General features: G+C 70.5%; 18 protein-coding genes and 1 pseudogene. 9 read left to right on the plus strand and 10 right to left on the minus strand.

The window, feature by feature from the left end:
- The first annotated feature begins 19 nt into the window (after nucleotides 1-19).
- A complete protein-coding gene (locus tag ACFKCF_RS02635) occupies nucleotides 20-895 on the plus strand; it encodes a tetratricopeptide repeat protein (protein WP_394490199.1) in 876 nt (291 codons plus the stop codon).
- Between the two features lie 54 nt (nucleotides 896-949).
- On the opposite strand, the gene ACFKCF_RS02640 is transcribed toward ACFKCF_RS02635, so the two are convergent.
- Nucleotides 950-1,330 carry a hypothetical protein gene (locus tag ACFKCF_RS02640; RefSeq protein ID WP_394490201.1) on the minus strand — a complete coding sequence of 127 codons (381 nt, stop codon included), beginning with the start codon at nucleotides 1,328-1,330 and terminating at the stop codon, nucleotides 950-952.
- A 263-nt stretch (nucleotides 1,331-1,593) separates the two neighbouring features.
- Here ACFKCF_RS02640 and ACFKCF_RS02645 point away from each other — a divergent pair, with 263 nt between their 5' ends.
- Nucleotides 1,594-1,986 carry an NUDIX domain-containing protein gene (locus ACFKCF_RS02645; protein ID WP_394490203.1) on the plus strand — a complete coding sequence of 131 codons (393 nt, stop codon included), beginning with the start codon at nucleotides 1,594-1,596 and terminating at the stop codon, nucleotides 1,984-1,986.
- 42 nt (nucleotides 1,987-2,028) lie between these two features.
- On the opposite strand, the gene ACFKCF_RS02650 is transcribed toward ACFKCF_RS02645, so the two are convergent.
- Nucleotides 2,029-2,418 (minus strand): RNHCP domain-containing protein, encoded by a 390-nt coding sequence (locus tag ACFKCF_RS02650; protein WP_394490205.1) that lies wholly within the window; start codon nucleotides 2,416-2,418, stop codon nucleotides 2,029-2,031.
- Nucleotide 2,419: 1 nt separating this feature from the next.
- Nucleotides 2,420-2,773, minus strand: coding sequence for an RNHCP domain-containing protein (locus tag ACFKCF_RS02655; protein ID WP_394490207.1), 354 nt, complete (start codon nucleotides 2,771-2,773; stop codon nucleotides 2,420-2,422).
- Between the two features lie 303 nt (nucleotides 2,774-3,076).
- On the opposite strand from ACFKCF_RS02655, the gene ACFKCF_RS02660 reads away from it, so the two are divergent.
- Nucleotides 3,077-5,677 carry an acyl-CoA dehydrogenase gene (locus ACFKCF_RS02660; protein WP_394490209.1) on the plus strand — a complete coding sequence of 867 codons (2,601 nt, stop codon included), beginning with the start codon at nucleotides 3,077-3,079 and terminating at the stop codon, nucleotides 5,675-5,677.
- On the opposite strand, the gene ACFKCF_RS02665 is transcribed toward ACFKCF_RS02660, so the two are convergent.
- Nucleotides 5,678-6,331 (minus strand): class F sortase, encoded by a 654-nt coding sequence (locus ACFKCF_RS02665; RefSeq protein WP_394490211.1) that lies wholly within the window; start codon nucleotides 6,329-6,331, stop codon nucleotides 5,678-5,680.
- Nucleotides 6,332-6,726: 395 nt separating this feature from the next.
- Complete coding sequence (locus tag ACFKCF_RS02670) at nucleotides 6,727-7,164, minus strand: hypothetical protein (protein WP_394490213.1); 438 nt, start codon at nucleotides 7,162-7,164, stop codon at nucleotides 6,727-6,729.
- A gap of 167 nt (nucleotides 7,165-7,331) precedes the next feature.
- On the opposite strand from ACFKCF_RS02670, the gene ACFKCF_RS02675 reads away from it, so the two are divergent.
- The gene (locus ACFKCF_RS02675) at nucleotides 7,332-7,526 is read left to right on the plus strand and encodes a hypothetical protein (protein WP_394490215.1); all 195 of its coding nucleotides are present in this window, start codon (nucleotides 7,332-7,334) and stop codon (nucleotides 7,524-7,526) included.
- A gap of 6 nt (nucleotides 7,527-7,532) precedes the next feature.
- Nucleotides 7,533-8,342 carry an MBL fold metallo-hydrolase gene (locus tag ACFKCF_RS02680; RefSeq protein ID WP_394490217.1) on the plus strand — a complete coding sequence of 270 codons (810 nt, stop codon included), beginning with the start codon at nucleotides 7,533-7,535 and terminating at the stop codon, nucleotides 8,340-8,342.
- Here ACFKCF_RS02680 and ligD read toward each other — a convergent pair whose 3' ends face one another.
- Together ligD and ACFKCF_RS02690 are read right to left on the minus strand one after the other, a co-directional pair.
- Entirely contained in the window at nucleotides 8,343-9,344 is a 1,002-nt protein-coding gene (ligD, locus tag ACFKCF_RS02685; protein WP_394490218.1) for a non-homologous end-joining DNA ligase, read from the minus strand.
- A 262-nt stretch (nucleotides 9,345-9,606) separates the two neighbouring features.
- Nucleotides 9,607-9,747 (minus strand): hypothetical protein, encoded by a 141-nt coding sequence (locus tag ACFKCF_RS02690; protein ID WP_387566941.1) that lies wholly within the window; start codon nucleotides 9,745-9,747, stop codon nucleotides 9,607-9,609.
- Nucleotides 9,748-9,853: 106 nt separating this feature from the next.
- Here ACFKCF_RS02690 and msrB point away from each other — a divergent pair, with 106 nt between their 5' ends.
- The gene (msrB, locus tag ACFKCF_RS02695) at nucleotides 9,854-10,255 is read left to right on the plus strand and encodes a peptide-methionine (R)-S-oxide reductase MsrB (RefSeq protein WP_364018754.1); all 402 of its coding nucleotides are present in this window, start codon (nucleotides 9,854-9,856) and stop codon (nucleotides 10,253-10,255) included.
- Between the two features lie 154 nt (nucleotides 10,256-10,409).
- Here msrB and ACFKCF_RS02700 read toward each other — a convergent pair whose 3' ends face one another.
- Complete coding sequence (locus tag ACFKCF_RS02700) at nucleotides 10,410-11,174, minus strand: hypothetical protein (protein WP_394490219.1); 765 nt, start codon at nucleotides 11,172-11,174, stop codon at nucleotides 10,410-10,412.
- A 312-nt stretch (nucleotides 11,175-11,486) separates the two neighbouring features.
- Here ACFKCF_RS02700 and ACFKCF_RS02705 point away from each other — a divergent pair, with 312 nt between their 5' ends.
- Nucleotides 11,487-12,242, plus strand: a complete 756-nt coding sequence (locus ACFKCF_RS02705; RefSeq protein WP_394490221.1) for an SDR family NAD(P)-dependent oxidoreductase — start codon at nucleotides 11,487-11,489, stop codon at nucleotides 12,240-12,242.
- A gap of 12 nt (nucleotides 12,243-12,254) precedes the next feature.
- Nucleotides 12,255-12,464 carry a hypothetical protein gene (locus tag ACFKCF_RS02710; protein ID WP_394490223.1) on the plus strand — a complete coding sequence of 70 codons (210 nt, stop codon included), beginning with the start codon at nucleotides 12,255-12,257 and terminating at the stop codon, nucleotides 12,462-12,464.
- 156 nt (nucleotides 12,465-12,620) lie between these two features.
- Here ACFKCF_RS02710 and hemQ read toward each other — a convergent pair.
- Nucleotides 12,621-13,265: pseudogene (gene hemQ / locus ACFKCF_RS02715) on the minus strand (hydrogen peroxide-dependent heme synthase); the annotation flags it as partial.
- The gene (gene hemG, locus ACFKCF_RS02720; protein ID WP_394490225.1) at nucleotides 13,253-14,665 is read right to left on the minus strand and encodes a protoporphyrinogen oxidase; all 1,413 of its coding nucleotides are present in this window, start codon (nucleotides 14,663-14,665) and stop codon (nucleotides 13,253-13,255) included. The gene hemG and the pseudogene hemQ, both read right to left, overlap by 13 nt.
- A 275-nt stretch (nucleotides 14,666-14,940) precedes the next feature.
- On the opposite strand from hemG, the gene ACFKCF_RS02725 reads away from it, so the two are divergent.
- Nucleotides 14,941-15,897, plus strand: coding sequence for a DUF4349 domain-containing protein (locus tag ACFKCF_RS02725; protein WP_394490227.1), 957 nt, complete (start codon nucleotides 14,941-14,943; stop codon nucleotides 15,895-15,897).
- The last annotated feature ends 18 nt before the right edge of the window (nucleotides 15,898-15,915 follow it).

The following is a 15,915-nucleotide window of genomic DNA, read 5'->3' on the forward strand; positions in this document are numbered from 1 at the left end:
TCGGATAGATTTACGCCTCATGAGCGAGGGGATCAAGGACGAATCCGAGCTGCCGGACGCAGCCGCGCAGTCCCGTGCGTCCGTGTTGCGCAGTCGCGCCGAATCGTACATCGCCCTGTCGAGGTACGACGCCGCTATCGCGGATCTGACGGAATCGATCGCGTTAGTGCCGGACAACGCCCGCGCCTGGCGGCTGCGGGGCGAGAGCCATCGCGTCATCGAACGCTACGAGACCGCCCTGGAGGACTTCGACGAGGCGCTCAAGCTGGAGCCGGACAGCGCGTACGCGCTGGGCTCCCGGGGCCAGACGTACGCCGCGATGGGCCGGCTGGACGAGGCCATGACCGACTTCGAGCACGCCCTCACCCTCTCCCCCGACTCCCTGTGGATCCTCGAGGCCAAGGCCGACGTCCTGGTGGACCTGGACCGCCTGGACGAGGCCCTGGAGGAACACGCCAAGATCATCGCCCTCAACGAGGACCTGCCCTACTCCTGGGCGGCGCGCGGCGACCTGTACCAGCGCATGCACCTGTACGCCGAGGCCATCGAGGACTACACCAAGGCGCTGGAGGCGAACCCCGAATACGTGCGCGCGCTGAGCCGGCGGGGCGAGGCGTACCGCATGATCGACCGGTACGAGGAGGCGCTGGCGGACCTGAGCCGCGCGGTGGAGCTGGACCCCGAGAACGACCGGGCTTACGGCAGCCGGGGCGCGGTGCTGAGCGAGCTGGGCGACAACGAGGCGGCGCTGAGCGATCTGAACCGGGCGATCGAGCTGGACCCCGAGTACATCTGGGCGTTCCGCGTACGCGGGGAGATCCTGCAGGAGATGGACCGCCACGAGGAGGCGATCTCCGACTTCACCCGGGCCCTCCACCTGGAGTTCGGCGACTGACAGCGCGCGGGCGGGAGTGGCGGCCAGGTGCTCGACCTGGCCGCGCCCCCGTCTCTATGCGTTGCGGGTCTCCAGCAGCCGATCGAGCCTGCGGCCGAGGTCGACCATGTCGTGCCGCAGGGAATCGAACACTCCGAGGATCTCCGCGCGAGCGGAGATGAATTGATCGTTGGTCTGCCGTCGAAGGCCCGTCAGTTCGTCGCCCAGGGCCGCGAAGTCCTGGGAGATCTCCAGCTGAACGTCCGCGATCTCGGCCCGCATCTCGGCGACGGCGATCTCCGCCGAGGTGATCTGCGAGCCTTTCACGCGTGTACGTCTCCCCGTTCGCAGGTGGGCATGGCTGTAGTCGTCAGAATCTGCGTCGCCGGAACGCACGATCGCTTCGAACGCGTCGATGCGGAGCTTCAATGCGCGGATCTCCGCCTCTATGTCCACGTACTCCTGCCTTTGCATGTACTCGGAAGGGATTCCGTGCCCCGATGACGCGGATCTCCGCTTCCTCTGAGCACATCGTCGCAGGTAGTTCGAGATCGCGATGATCGGCGAGAACGCTCTGGGTGTAGTTTTCTCTGTCTCGGGAGTGCCAGAGATCTCTGCGGGGATGACGTATGTAAGCCGCGCCGTCGCAGGAAAAGACCAACCATCCGATGACTCTCCAAGGGGGAGAAATGCGGATGCATCCATGCATGATGGTCGACATGATTGACAAGATCGCGTGGATCCACCTGGCGGACGGCAAGATCCTCAGCACCCGGTCGCGGGGCAAGACCGTCTACTACCTCCCCGGCGGCAAGCGCGAACCCGGCGAGAGCGACCTCGACACCCTCGTCCGCGAGATCGACGAGGAGCTGTCGGTCGCCATCGTCCCCGCCACCGCCGTTCACCTGGGCACGTACCAGGCCCAGGCGGACGGCCACGGCGACGGCGTGATCGTGAAGATGACCTGCTACACCGCCGACCACCAGGGGACGCCGACGCCCAGCAGCGAGATCGAGGAGGTCGTCTGGCTCACCTACGCCGACCGCGACCGCGTGGCGCCCGTGGACCAGATCATCTTCGACGACCTCCACCAGGACGGCCGGCTCCGCTGACCCCGACGCCCGTCCGGAGCCACCCGGACGGGCGCCTGGGCCCTACCCCGCCCAGGCGGGCAAGGGGAGGCGGGGCGCGGACAGGGGGCGCATGGCGATGCGGAGCAGGGCCAGCGCGTTGTCGTCGCCCGCGATGCGGTTGGCGCTGAGCTCGTCGCAGGACTGGCAGTGGTGGATGATCAGCCACTCCCCGTCCGTCCGGACGGTGATGCTCAGCGCCGCCATCCTGCCCCGGCAGGCCGCGCGGCGGTCTCCCGGGATGCGATGGTCGACGTGGAGGCTCGTCAGGCAGTGCGGGCAGTGGTTGCGGTGGGCGGTGCCCGGCGCGATCATCGGGACGTCCAGCCTGCAGGAGACGCAGCGGAACGCGTCCGGGTGATGCGCCTTCTTGCGTCGCTGGGCCCGCCCCCGGGCCGGGTTCCTCCTGGGCATGTCACAGACCGCCGAACGACTCGAGCGGGAACGGCGGCTGCGCCAGCGGCCGTACGGCCATGCGCATGAGGATGAGCTGGTTGTCGTCCCCGCAGATGGGGTTGGACGTCAGCTCGCCGCACCGGGTGCAGCGATGGATGAGCATCCAGTCGCCGGTGCGCAGGACCGCGATCGAGATCGGGATCATCCGCGCCCTGCACTCCGAGGGGCCGCCTTCCGCACGGTCGAGCACGTGCTGCGAGTGCAGGCAGCTCGGACAGTGGTTGCGGCGGGTGCCGTCCGGAGCGGTCGCGGTCACGGTCAGGCCGCAGCGCACGCACTGGAAGGTGTCGGTATTCACGATTTTGATGGACAACCTGGGTACTCCTTGCCGGAATGACTTTGTCGAAAAGGCAGCAAGAGAGCGCCGAGCGAGCCTCGCGGCGTACGCGGGCATGCTGGTACGGCAGGCGGTCCGGGCCTGTCAGAGGTGGTGTTTCAGAGGCAGGATCCGCCCACGGCACGACGAGGCGCGCAAGGCGCGGTGCCAGGCATTAATCCACCCCTCCCCAGATCATGAGCTCCATCGTCAGGACATCAGGGAGGCTAACCGGGCGAGTGCGGTGGCCGCCAATGGTTTTCCTGGCCATCGACCGAATATCCTTCTAGGTTCGGACATATGGGCATTGGGACCACCGAGGAACACCAGGCGCTGGCCGCCTCCGTGCGGGGGCTCGTCACGCGTACGACCGAGCACGCGGCTCTGGCGGGGCAGGGGATTCTGGGGCTGCACCTGCCGGAGGAGTGCGGCGGGCAGGGGTACGGGCTGCTGGAGTTGTGCGTGGCGCTGGAGGCGCTGGGTGAGCGGCGGGTCCCGGGGACGTACCTGCCGACCGTCCTGACCTCGGCCGCCCTCACCTGGCCCGAAACGCCCCACCCGGCCGGGGACGCCATAGGCGCCCAGCCGGAGACGGACCACCCGACCGCATCCCCTCAACCGGGGACGGAGCGCCCATCCGGAGGCGCCACAGTCGTCCGGGCCGGGACCGGCCGCCCGATCGCGCCCGCCCAGCAGGAAACGGACCGTCCGGCCGGCGGTGCCGCGTTCGCCCAGCCGGGGACGGGCCGCCCAGCCGGAGGCGCCACGGTCGTCCGGGCCGGGACCGGCCGTTTTTCCGTGACCATCGCGTCGCTGATCTCTGGGCTCGCCGACGGGTCCATGACCGCCGCCGTCGCGTTCCCAGTCGAGGGAGGCGATGTCGAGGGAGGCGATGTCGAGAGGGGCTATCCGGCCCGTGTCCTCGCGTTGGGGTCGCCGGAGGCCGACCTCTTCCTCGTGCCGGTGGACGGCCGGGGGTGGGCGGTGCTCGACCGTGCCGACGTCGTCGCCGAGCCCGCCGACGGCGTCGACCTCGACCGGGCGCTCTGCTCCGTCACCGCGCGCACCGTACCCACCGACCGGATCCTCGGCCAGGTGCCGGTACGGGAGCTCGCCGCCGTACTGCTCGGGGCGGACGCGTGCGGCGTGGCGGCGTGGGCCGTGCGGACGGCGGCCGATTACGCCAAGGTGCGCGAGCAGTTCGGGCGGCCGATCGGGCAGTTCCAAGGGGTCAAGCACCGGGTGGCCGCCGCGCTCGTGACGCTCGAACAGGCGCGCGCCGCCGTATGGGACGCCGCCAGAGCCCTGGACACCGCCTTGCGGGAGGCCGTGGCGGAGGACGTCACCAGAGGTGGGCTCGTCGAGGGTGAAGTCGGGCCGGCAGCGGCGGAGGATGCCGCCGGAGGTGGGCTCGGGGAGGAGGCCAGGCTGGCGGTGGCGGTGGCCGGGGTGCTGGGGACCGAGGCGGCCGTGCGGTGTGCGGCGGACGCGATCCAGGTGCTCGGCGGCATCGGCTACACCTTCGAGCACGACGCGCACCGCTACTACCGCCGGGCCCTGTCCGACCGCATGCTGACCGGCGACCCGGGACCGTGGGCCGAAGAGGTGGCCGGGCTGGCGGTGGCCGGCGTGCGGCGGGCGATGGAGCCGGATCTCCCCGAGGAGGCGGCCGCCGTCAGGGACGCCATCAGGGCGGAGGCCGAGTCGCTGCGGGCCGAGGAGCCACTGGCCCGGCTGGGCAGGTTCGCGAGGGAGGGGTGGATCATGCCGTTCCTGCCCAGGCCATGGGGCAGGGACGCCTCGCCGCTGGAGCAGGTGATCATCCACCAGGAGTTCCGCGACCTCAGACGGCCGAACCTGGGCATCGCGGCCTGGGCCGTCCCCTCCATCGTCCGGTACGGCACGCGGGAGCAGCAGGAGCGGTTCCTGCCGAAGACGTTCACCGGGGAGATCGTGTGGTGCCAGCTGTTCAGCGAGCCCGGCGCCGGGTCCGACCTGGCCGGGCTGGCGACGAAGGCGACGAGGGTGGAGGGCGGCTGGTCGCTGACGGGTCAGAAGATCTGGACGTCCCTGGCACAGTACGCCCACTGGGGCATCTGCCTCGCCCGGACTTCTCCCGAAAAAGCGAAACATAACGGGATCACGTACTTCCTGGTGGACATGGCATCCCAGGGGGTCACCGTCAGGCCGCTCAAGGAGATCAACGGGGACGAGGTGTTCAACGAGGTCTTCCTCGACGACGTCTTCGTACCGGACGACCTGGTCGTCGGCGCGGTGGACGAGGGCTGGCGGGTGGCCCGCGACACGCTCTCCCACGAACGCGTCGCGCTCGGCGACTCCTGGGGCCCCGGCTCCCAGCACACCGACATGGCCGAGCTGATCGCGAAACTGCCCCCGCTGCGGCAGTCGCAACGCGAGCAGGCCGGTCGGCTGTGGGCCGAAGGCCAGGCCATCTCAGCGCTCGGCCTGCGCGCGACACTCTCAAAGCTGTCCGGCTCCGGGCTGTCCGGCTCCGGGCTCTCCGGCTCCGGGCTCTCCGGCTCCGGGCTCTCCGGCTCTGGGCTCTCCGGCTCTGGGCTCTCCGCCGACAACTCGAGCGGCTCAGGACAGCCCGGCTCGGCTGGCTTTCGGCAGCCCGGCTCGGGCGGCTCGGGACGGGCCGGGTCGGGCGCCGCAGACCGGGCCGGGGCCGATGCCGCGATCGCCTCCAGCGTGCGGAAGCTGCTCGGCATGCGACACGCTCAGGCGGTCTCGGAGTTCTGCTGGTCGCTGGTCCCGGCGAACCATCACTGGAATCGCATGATCCTCGCGACGCGGGCGTTCACGATCGGCGGCGGCACCACGGAGGTGCAGCTCAACATCATCGCCGAACGCGCCCTCGGCCTGCCGCGCGACCCGTGATCAGCTCTTCGGGTAGTACGGCGCCGCCAGGTGCGCGTACACGATCGTGTTGTCCAGGTAGCTGTGCGCCTGCCGGTCGAACGTCCCGCCGCAGGTCACCAGCCGCAACCCGGGATAGGTGAGCTTGCCGTACACCTTCTTGACGGGGAAGCTGCGCTTCGGCGTGTGCTCGATCCTGTCGACGACGAACACGGCCACCGAGCGGTCGGCACGCAGCACCTGCACCTGGTCGCCGCGCTTGACGTTCTTGAGGTTGGCGAAGACGGCGGGGCCGGACCTGGTGTCCAGGTGGCCGGTGATCACGGCGGCGCCGCGCTGGCCGGGCACGGGGCCGTAGCGGTACCAGCCGGCCAGGTCCGGGGGGTCGAACGGCGGGTTCTCGATGGCGCCCTCGGCGTCCAGGCCCAGTTCCATGAGCCGGGCGGCCACCCCGATGGACGGGATGTAGACGGCGGTCGGCTTGGCCGCCCGCATGGGAGCGGCCACCTTGCCGAGCGGCAGGCCGGTGACGGGGGCCGCGCCCTCGACGGGCCCGCGTCGCGTGGCGGAGACGGGCTCCGGCGCGGGCTGCTCGTCACCGACGATGCCGCTCAGCCCGAGCCCGATCAGCAACGCCCCGGCCAACGACACCGCACCGGCCACGACCAGCATCATTCGCTGCCCGGACCTTCGGCCACCACCCAACTCCCGCCCCTCACCAGACTCCCGGCCCATACGCGCCTCATGACTCATAGCAGCCACCGACCCACGACCGCCCCCTACGCGACGCCGGGCCCTCAGCCGGGCCCCGACGCGCAGCCGGGCCCGGGCGCCCGGCTGGATCCCGACGCCCGGTGGGGCTCCGACGCTCGGCTGGATCCTGGCGTGCGGCGGGACCCCGACGCGCGGCTGGGCTCGGACGCCCGGCTGGATTCCGACGTTCGGCTGGGTCCTGATGCGCGGCTGGATCCCGACGCCCGGTGGGGCTCCGACGCGCAGTTAAATCCCGACGTTCGGTTGCTTCCCGGTGCGTGGTTGGGTCCCGGTCCGGGGTTTGTGCTGCGGCCAAGCTAGGCGACACCCCTGCGGCGCCGTACCGCGAACCCGGCCAGGCCGGCGCCCGTCAGCAGCGTCACCCCGCCCAGCGCGAACGGCCACATCGGGTCGTCCGGGGCGAGCCCGCCGCCACCGGTCTCCGGGTGCCCCCTCGGCACCCGGTGCTCTTCCTCGCCCGCAGGACGCCACGGCCGCGCGGACTCCTCCGGACCCGGCCAGGAGTCGCCGGGACCAGGCTCGGCGGAGGGCGGCGGGCTCGGCTCCTCGGGCTCGGGTTCGGGCTGCTCGTCGCAGAGCAGCGGCAGCGGAAGGAGGCAGGTGGGCAGATCGACCGGCAGGTCGACCGGCAGGTCGGGACCGCTGCGGGCGGAGGCGTAGGACGGGCCCGCCAGGCCCACTCCTCCTACTGCGAAGACGGCCACCAGCGCCGCGAGATGTCGCGCTTTTGCCATGAGACAAGGCTCCAGGAATCGGTTGTCGCCCCCGATACACAAGAGAGCCTTGCGAACTATTAGATAACGAGTCAAGTAATGTGACCGAAGTGAAATCAGCCAGACACGGAGGGTTTAAGCACGTCCCAATGTGGCAGGAAATAACCGCATAAAGGGGGACAAATGCCATGAGCAATCCACAGCAGCCCGAGATTCGCAGATCAGGCAAATCGCCCACCGAGTTCAAGTCCGCCCACCTCGTTCCCGAGAAGCAGCGCGGCGCCCGGCGCGCCGACCATCCGCACGCCACGGACAAGGGCAACAAAGGGGGCGGCAAGGGCGGGGGCGTGCCTCCCGACCAGCGCTCGCCGTACCCGGGGTGAGCCGAAGTGAAAGGCAGCCTGCAGTTCATCGGCAACGCGACCACACTGATCCGCTACAACGGCCTCACGCTGCTGACCGATCCCAACTTCCTGCACCGGGGCCAGCGGGCGTACCTGGGCTACGGCCTGTCCTCACGCCGCCTCACCGACCCGGCAGTGGAGATCGAGGAGCTCCCAGCGCTCGACGGGGTGGTGCTGTCGCACCTGCACGGTGACCACTGGGACCGGGTCGCCCGCAGGAAGCTGGACAAGGACACGGTGATCGTCACGACGACCACGGCGGCCCGCAAACTCCGCCTCCAGGGCTTCCGCCGCAGCGTGGGGCTGGAGGAGTGGAACACGCACGAGCTACGCGGCCCGCACGGCACGGTAACGATCACCGCGCTGCCCGCCAAGCACGCGCCCGGCCTGGCCGAGGCGCTGCTGCCGCCCGTGATCGGCACGATGCTGGAGTTCCGCAACCTGGACGAACGGGTGGAGCTGACCGTGCACGTCAGCGGCGACACGCTGCTCGATCGCCGGCTGGACGCGATCCCGCGCCGCTTCCCCGACATCGACCTGGCCATCGTGCACCTGGGCGGCACCCGGCTGCTCGGCCTCCTGCTCGTCACGATGGACGGCGAGCAGGGCGCGTCGTGGTGCGACCTCATGAACCCGCACGCGGTCGTACCGGTGCACTACGACGACTACGCCGCCTTCAGCTCGCCGCTGGACGACTTCCGCCACCACATCGAGCAGAACGGCCTGGCCGACCGGGTGGTCTACATGCGGCGGGGCGAGATCCGCGAACTCGCCCCGCACCACCTCGTCCGCTAGCTAGTCGGCGTTCCGGGCCCGGCTCGGCTGGACGCGCATGGGCTCGCCCGGCATCTTCGGGTAGTTGGGCGGGTACGGCATGTCGCCCCGGTCGTCCTTGCCGTACAGCTCCAGCAGCGGCTCGATCGAGTGCGCCACGTCGTCGATGGCCGCGTGCACGTCGCCCACCTCGGCGAACCGGGCCGGCACCGTACGGATGTCGAAGTCACGCGGGTCGGCGTCGACCAGCTCGTCCCAGGTCAGCGGGGTCGAGACGGGGGCGTGCGGCTGGGCCCTGACGGAGTAGGCGCTGGCGACCGTACGGTCCCGGGCGTTCTGGTTGAAGTCGATGAACACCCGCTCCCCGCGCTCCTCCTTCCACCACGCCGTGGTCACCAGCCCCGGGTCCCGGTCCTCGACGGCCCTGGCCAGGGCGATGCCGGCGTGGCGTACCTGGATGAAGTCCCAGCGCGGCTCGATGCGCACGGCGATGTGCACGCCACGGTTGCCCGACGTCTTCACGAACCCGGTCATCCCCAGCTCCTCCAGCACCTCCCTGGTGAGCAGCGCAGCCTTGCGGGCGGCGTCGAAGTCGAGGCCCGGCTGCGGGTCCAGGTCGACGCGCAGCTCGTCGGGGTGCTCGACGTCGGAGGCCCGCACCTGCCAGGGGTGGAAGTCGATCGTGCCGAGGTTCGCGGAGTAGGCGATGGCCGCCACCTCGGTGACGCGCAGCGACTGCGCCGTACGACCGCTCGGGAACCGCACCGTCACCGACTGGAGCCAGTCGGGGTGTTTGGGCGGCATCCGCTTCTGATAGATCGCCTCGGTTTGGACGCCGTCGGGGTGGCGCTTGAGGTTGGTGGGCCGGTCCTTGAGCGCGCGCAGGGCGCCCTCGCCGACACTCACGTAATACTCGACCAGCTCCCGCTTGGTGGCGCCGATCTCAGGGAAGTAGACCTTGTCGGGGTTGGTGACCTTGACGGTCCGCTCCCCCACCTGAAGCTCGATGTACGGCGATGCCATGCACCGAACCTATCTCTCTACTCATGGCCTCCGCTCCGCAGAGGCGGGCTCGGTCGCTTCAAGCCGTCGCCTTCCCTCGTCACTCCAGTCGCTACGCTCCCTGCGCTCCTCAGTCCAGGCAACGGCGCTCCCTCACCTGTTCATGGCCTCCGCTCCGCAGAGGCGGGCTCGGTCGCTTCAAGCCGTCGCAGGCCGGGGGACGAGGTGGGCCCGTCCCGGAGCCGCCTCGGTGGCGGGACCGAGGGCTCGACGGGACGGGCCGCTAGATCACCCGCCGCCGTTCCGGGCGCTGGCGCGCCACCCGGCCGGCCGTGACGATCCCCAGCGGCTCCAGCACGGGCGTGGGCTGTGCCGCCTGGCGGGATCTGCGGATGATCTCACCCCTGACAGGAGGCGATGACACCCCCTTGCCTACAAAGACGCGAATTCACCCCAGAACAGATGCTTCAGCCTGCGAAGATCTCTTTTTGCCTGATCTCTCATCGCTTCCGATCTCGTACGCTGGACGCATGGAGAAGGTGGTCAAGAGCGAGGCCGAGTGGCGGGTCCAGCTCTCGCCTGAGGAGTTCCACGTCCTCAGGGAGGCAGGGACCGAGCGCCCGTTCACGGGCGAATACGTCGACACCAAGACGGAGGGCGTCTACTCGTGCCGCGCCTGCGGGGCGGAGCTGTTCCGGTCGGACACGAAGTTCGAGTCGCACTGCGGGTGGCCGAGTTTCTTCGCGCCGGGCGACTCCGACGCGGTCCGGCTGATCGAGGACCGCAGCCATGGAATGGTGCGTACGGAGGTGCGGTGCGCGCGGTGCGACTCGCATCTCGGGCACGTGTTCCACGGCGAGGGATATCCCACTCCGACCGACGACCGTTACTGCATCAACTCGATCTCCCTTAGGCTTGAACCCAAGGGGTGATCGGCCAGCGACAGCGCGTACCGATCACCTGCCTCGGGTAGGAGTTTTGCGTGCGCTTTGTCCATCTGCGCCATCGCTGGGTGACGATTGAGACCATCGGCCGGGTCGTGACGCAACGGTGTGACGTGTGCGCCAAGACCCGCGTCCGGGTCCGTTAGTCAGGTTCGGGGTGAGTGACGCGACAGCTGCTGTCGGAGGGGCCGAGGATGTTGGCGAGCACGGGATTCCCGTTCTCGCCGAACTCGGCCTGGACGAACACGACCGGATTGGCCACCCCTCGCGCGCGCAGGTAGGCGAGACCGCGCTCGCACAGCGTGATCGCTTGGGACGAGTTCCCCGCCGTTTCCGGTAAATCCGTATAAATGCGCAAATATCCGCCGACCGTGCGGACGTCCTTCAGGCGTTTCAGCGCCTTGTCGTCCGGGCCCCAGTGCGTACGGAAATACTCGGCCGCCTGCTGATCGGTGTGCCGCGACGGGCCGTTCGCCCTGTACCCCTCCGCCTCGCCGGGGTCGGGACCCTCCGCCAGCAGGTCCTCCGCGTCGGTGGTGCCCGCTACCAACCCCTGCTCGACCGGACCAGGAGAAGCTGGCGCGACCGTACTCGAAGAGCCTGGAGCGGCCTGGGACTGCGGCTCGGACTTCGGCAGCTCACGCGCCTTGGCCTCCGCGCCCACCCCCGCGCTGGTGGTGCCGCCGCCCTTGCCGGGCAGCGCCGCCGAACCGTTCTCCGGCTCGGCCCGAGCCTGCGGCACCGGTCGCGCCTGCTGGGACGAGGCGGCGGTCAGCGCCCCGCCGAAGGTCCCGTTCGCGCCGAGCACCGCGACCACGCCGCCGGCCAGCGTCACGGCCCCGACCGCGCCGACGGCCCAACGCCGGCCCAGCCCGCGCCGCCGCGCGCGCCGCGAGCGCGTCGCCACATGACGGCCGCCCCCGCGCCGCCGGCTCCCGCGTTTTCCCGATCCACCCATCACCCCGCCCTCCCCGCCTCCGTGGAACGCCGCCACAGAACGCCCCTGAACGCCGCCCTGAGCGCGTCTTGGAACGTGCCACCGCAAGCTGCCCGTACAAACGGAGGATTTCCCTGATTGTGACAAAGCGGATAGATCAAGTCGCCCGGATCGCCAACTTCGGCCTCGATCTTTCTGCCGTTATCCGGACGGCCCCCGGGGCAGCGAAGGAGAGCGGGGGACGATGGATCGTTCCACCCCGGAGAAGCAGGAGGTGGGCCCGTGACTGAGGCAACCGGCAGGGTGGCGTTGGTGACGGGGGCCAGCAGCGGAATCGGTACGGCCACCGCACACCTTCTGGCCGCGCGAGGGATGCGCGTGGTGGTCAACTACCTCCGCAGCGCCAGGGCGGCCGAGGAGGTCGTGGCCGGCATCGAGGCCGTCGGCGGCCAGGCCATGGCCGCGCAGGCCGACGTACGGGAGGCGACGGCGGTCGGGCGCATGGTCCAGCAGGTCCAGGCGGCGTGGGGCGGCATCGACGTGCTCGTGCACAACGCGCTCACCCCCTATGTGGTCAAGCCGTTCCACGACATGACGTGGGAGGAGCTGGGCGGCAAGCTCGACGACGAGATGCGTGCGGCGTTCACGGTCACCAAAGCCGTCCTGCCCGCCATGACCGAACAGGGCTGGGGACGCATCATCTACCTCGGTACCGGTCTCAGCCGCCGGCCCCGGGAGGGCATGATCGCGCTGGGCACGGCCAAGGCGGCACTGGCGCAGTTCGCCCGGTACCTCGCCCAGGAACTGGGCCCGCGGGGCATCACGGTCAACGTCGTCGAGCCCGGCCCGGTTTCGGGCACCCGCACGTCGAACGTGCTCGACGATGAGCTCAAGCAGCGGCAGGTGGCCGCCACCCCGCTGGGCCGCCTGGCACACCCGGACGACGTCGCCCAAGCGGTCGCCTTCTACGCCGCCGAGGACAACGCCTTCATGACCGGCACCACGGCCGCGGTCAACGGCGGGATGGCCATGTACTGATGCCCGCCGCAGGTGCCGGCCTGGGTCGGCGACCACTTCCGGATCCCCACCGTAGGCGTGACCGTCGACCCCCACTCACATCCCCGGACGACCCCGCGGCGCAGGCCGTCGTGCGAGATCGCGGTCGGCGCCACCGCGATCACCGCGGTCGCCTCCGAGCTCGGCGTCTCCGCCACCGTCACCGCAGCGGGGTTCTACCGCACCGCGACCACCACACCCTGAGAGCGCGGCACGAGGCCGACCGGAGAGTGCCGCACTGACCGCTAGAGGAGTGCCGCGCCATCCGCTGAGGGAGTGTCGCGCCGACCGGCGCTAAGGCAGGGCTGCCACCAGCTCCCGCACCGGCTTGCGGGCCCCCGTGTAGAACGGGATCTCCACCCGCGTGTGGCGGCGGGCCTTCGCACCCCGCAGCGTACGCATCAGGTCGACGATCCTGTGCAGCTCGTCGGCCTCGAACGCCAGCATCCACTCGTAGTCGTTGAGCGAGAAGCACGCCACCGTGTTGGCCCGCACGTCGGGATAGTCGCGCGCCATCCTCCCGTGCTCGGCGAGCATGGCCCGGCGCTCGGAGTCCTCGAGCAGATACCACTCGTACGACCGCACGAACGGATAGACGCTCACGTAGGCCCGCGGCTCCTCCTCCGCGAGGAAGGCCGGAATGTGCGACTTGTTGAACTCGGCCGGCCGGTGCAGCGCCATGGCCGACCAGACGGGCCTGCTGTGGCGGCCCAGCTCGGTGCGCCGGAACCTGGAGTAGACGTCCTGCAGGTCCTCGGGGGTGGGCGCGTGCCACCAGAACATGAAGTCGGCGTCGGCCCGCAGCCCGGCCACGTCGTAGACCCCCCTGGTCACGACGTCCTTGCCGGCGGCCTGGTCCAGCAGCTCCTCCACCTCACCCGCCAGGCCGTCGCGCTCGACGGGACACGGCTCGGTCACCTGGAAGACCGACCACATCGTGTAACGGATCACCTGGTTGAGATCGCGGGCCTTGGGCCGCGGGGCTGCCTCTGTCATGGCGTCCATTGTCCTCTCAGGGACAGGTGGTCCAGAATCCGGGCCGAGGCCGTACGCGCCGTGCCGATGCAGGCCGGGATGCCGATCCCGTCGTACGCGGCGCCGCAGACGGCCAGCCCGGGCTCTACGGCCACCGCCGCGCGCACCCTGGCCACCCGGTCGAGGTGACCCACGTTGTACTGCGGCAGCGCGCCGCCCCAGCGCGTGACCCTGGTGTCCAGCGGCAGCCCGCTCGTGCCCATCACGTCGGCCATCTCGGCGGCGGCCAGCGACACCAGCTCGGTGTCGTCGCGCTGGAGCAGGTGCTCCTCGCCGACCCTGCCGATCGAGCAGCGCAGGATCACCATGTCCTTCGCCAGGTGCGGCCACTTGACCGAGCTGAACGTCACCGCCTTGACCGGCCGCCGCTCCACGGGCGGCACCAGGTAGCCGCTGGAGGTGGGCGGCTCGGGGAAGGCGTCGATCGGGTAGGCGAGCGTGACGATGGCCATGCTGGCGTACTCGATCCTGGCCAGCTCGCTCGCCGCCTTGGGCACCTCGGCCTTGAGCAGCCGGGAGGCCGCGGGCCCCGGCGTGGCCACGATCACCGCGTCCGCCTCGATGACCTCGGGCCTCGGGACCGGGCCGGTGACGAGTTGCCAGCCGTCGCCGGTCCTGCGCAGCTCGCGTACGGTGACGCCGGTCCTGATGTCCGCGCCCGACGCCTTGGCGACCGTCTCCGCCAGGCTGCCGACGCCGTTCTTGAGCGTCGTGAAGACCGGCCCCGCGTCCTTCGGCGCCTCCTCGACGAGCTGCCTGGCCCCCGTCAGCAGCGAGCGCTCGGACCGTGCCACCGCCGCCACGCGCGGCATCGTGGCCTCCAGCGACAGCATGTCGGAACGGCCCGCGTAGACGCCGCCGAGCAGCGGCTCGACCAGCCGTTCCACGACCTCGGCGCCCATCCTGGCCCGGATGTACGCGGCCACGGACACGTCGGTGCGGACGAGCGTCGCCGGCAGGATCTGGTCGAGCGGCACGCGCAGCAGGCCGCCGGGCGAGACGATGCCGGACTTGGCCAGCTCGGTCAGGTCGGCGGGCACCCCCATGACCTGGCCCTTCGGCATCGGCCGCAGCGTGCCCCTGCTGTAGATGGCCGAGCCGGCACTGCCGGGGAAGACCAGGTCGTCGCCGAGCCCCACCGCCCCGGCCAGCTCCTTGCCCTCGGGCCGCCTGGCCAGCATGGCCTCCGCGCCCGCGTCCACGCTCACCCCGGCGACCTCCGAGGCGTACAGCTTGCCGCCGATGCGCGAGGCGCCCTCCAGCACGGTCACCTTGACCCGCTCGCCCGCGCTCTGGCGGAGATACCACGCGGCGGCGAGACCGGAGATCCCTCCGCCGATGACGACCACGTGGGCCCGATTCCCTTCCACGCCTCCTGACGCTACCGCCTCAACGCCCTGCCCACCCCCCCGGGTGCGAGGGAGCGCCGTTGCCTGGACTGAGGAGCGTAGGGAGCGCAGCGACCGGAGCGACGAGGGAAGGCGACGGCTTGAAGCGACCGAGCCGCCTTCGCGGAGCGGAGGCCATAAACACGCAACGGCTTGAAGCGACCCAGCCGTCTACACGGAGTGGAGACCGTGAGCGCAGTGACCTTAACGTGATTCATCGCGTCAAACCGGGGCTATCCAGCGCCCGTCTTATGGGCATGAGGAGAATCCGGTACGGAATCGCACTCGCGACCGCCTGCTCGGCCCTGCTTTTAGCCGGCTGCGGCGGCGGCAGCAGCACGAACGCCCTCACCAGCGACTCGGGCAGCGGGGCGGCCGCACCGGCCGTTGCCCCAGCGTCACCGGCCCAGGAGCAGGCCGTCGGCAAGCAGCCGAGGCCCCAGCGCCAGGACAACGGCGGGCCGGTCTCGAACGTCAAGCTCATCCAGCAGGACCGCCAGGTCATCTACACCGGCAGCATGACCGTGCGGGCCAAGCAGGTCACCACCGCCGTGCAGCAGGCCAAGCAGATCGTGACGTCGGCGGGCGGCTACCTGTCCAAGGAGGAGACCAGCTCGGCCAGCGACACCGAGGACTCGGCCATGCTGGAGTTCAAGGTCCCGCCCGACAAGTACGCCGAGGTGCTCGCCCGGCTCGGCAAGGACCTGGGCAAGCAGCTGTCCATGAACCAGGGCACCCAGGACGTCACCATGCAGATGGCCGACGTCAACAGCCGGCTCAAGTCGGCGCAGCAGTCGCTGGACTCGCTGCGCACGCTGCTGAAGAAGGCCGACACGATCGGGCAGGTGCTGCAGGTGGAGCGGGAGATCTCCACGCGCGAGGCGGACCTGGAGTCACTGCAGGCGCAGCAGAAGGAGCTGGCCACGCAGGTCGCCATGGCCACGCTGACGCTCCGGCTGGTCGGGCCGGTCACCGAGGTCAAGGATCCCGAGGAGGAGCCCGCGGGCTTCCTGGGCGGGCTCAAGGCGGGCTGGGCGGCGCTGGTGTCGTTCACGAAGGTCGCGCTGACGGTGCTCGGCGCGCTGCTGCCGTGGCTGATCGCCTCGCTGCCGCTGATCGTGCTGGTGATCTACCTGGCGCGGCGCAATCGCGTCAGGCGCCCGCCCGTCACCACGCCCCCGCCGGGCCCCGGCCCCGACCCCGAGGCGGCCTGACCGCCCCGAGACCGGGTA

The sequence above is a fragment of the Nonomuraea sp. JJY05 genome, assembly GCF_043496855.1.
Taxonomy (GTDB): domain Bacteria; phylum Actinomycetota; class Actinomycetes; order Streptosporangiales; family Streptosporangiaceae; genus Nonomuraea.

Coding starts and splice junctions, on each gene's coding strand:
- msrB (WP_364018754.1), top strand. CDS start 9,854: ATGGAGAAGGTGGTCAAGAGCGAGGCCGAGTGGCGGGTCCAGCTCTCG.
- ACFKCF_RS02665 (WP_394490211.1), bottom strand. CDS start 6,331: ATGATGCTGGTCGTGGCCGGTGCGGTGTCGTTGGCCGGGGCGTTGCTG.
- ACFKCF_RS02670 (WP_394490213.1), bottom strand. CDS start 7,164: ATGGCAAAAGCGCGACATCTCGCGGCGCTGGTGGCCGTCTTCGCAGTA.
- ACFKCF_RS02650 (WP_394490205.1), bottom strand. CDS start 2,418: ATGCCCAGGAGGAACCCGGCCCGGGGGCGGGCCCAGCGACGCAAGAAG.
- ACFKCF_RS02725 (WP_394490227.1), top strand. CDS start 14,941: ATGAGGAGAATCCGGTACGGAATCGCACTCGCGACCGCCTGCTCGGCC.
- ACFKCF_RS02660 (WP_394490209.1), top strand. CDS start 3,077: ATGGGCATTGGGACCACCGAGGAACACCAGGCGCTGGCCGCCTCCGTG.
- ligD (WP_394490218.1), bottom strand. CDS start 9,344: ATGGCATCGCCGTACATCGAGCTTCAGGTGGGGGAGCGGACCGTCAAG.
- ACFKCF_RS02635 (WP_394490199.1), top strand. CDS start 20: ATGAGCGAGGGGATCAAGGACGAATCCGAGCTGCCGGACGCAGCCGCG.
- ACFKCF_RS02645 (WP_394490203.1), top strand. CDS start 1,594: ATGATTGACAAGATCGCGTGGATCCACCTGGCGGACGGCAAGATCCTC.
- ACFKCF_RS02675 (WP_394490215.1), top strand. CDS start 7,332: ATGAGCAATCCACAGCAGCCCGAGATTCGCAGATCAGGCAAATCGCCC.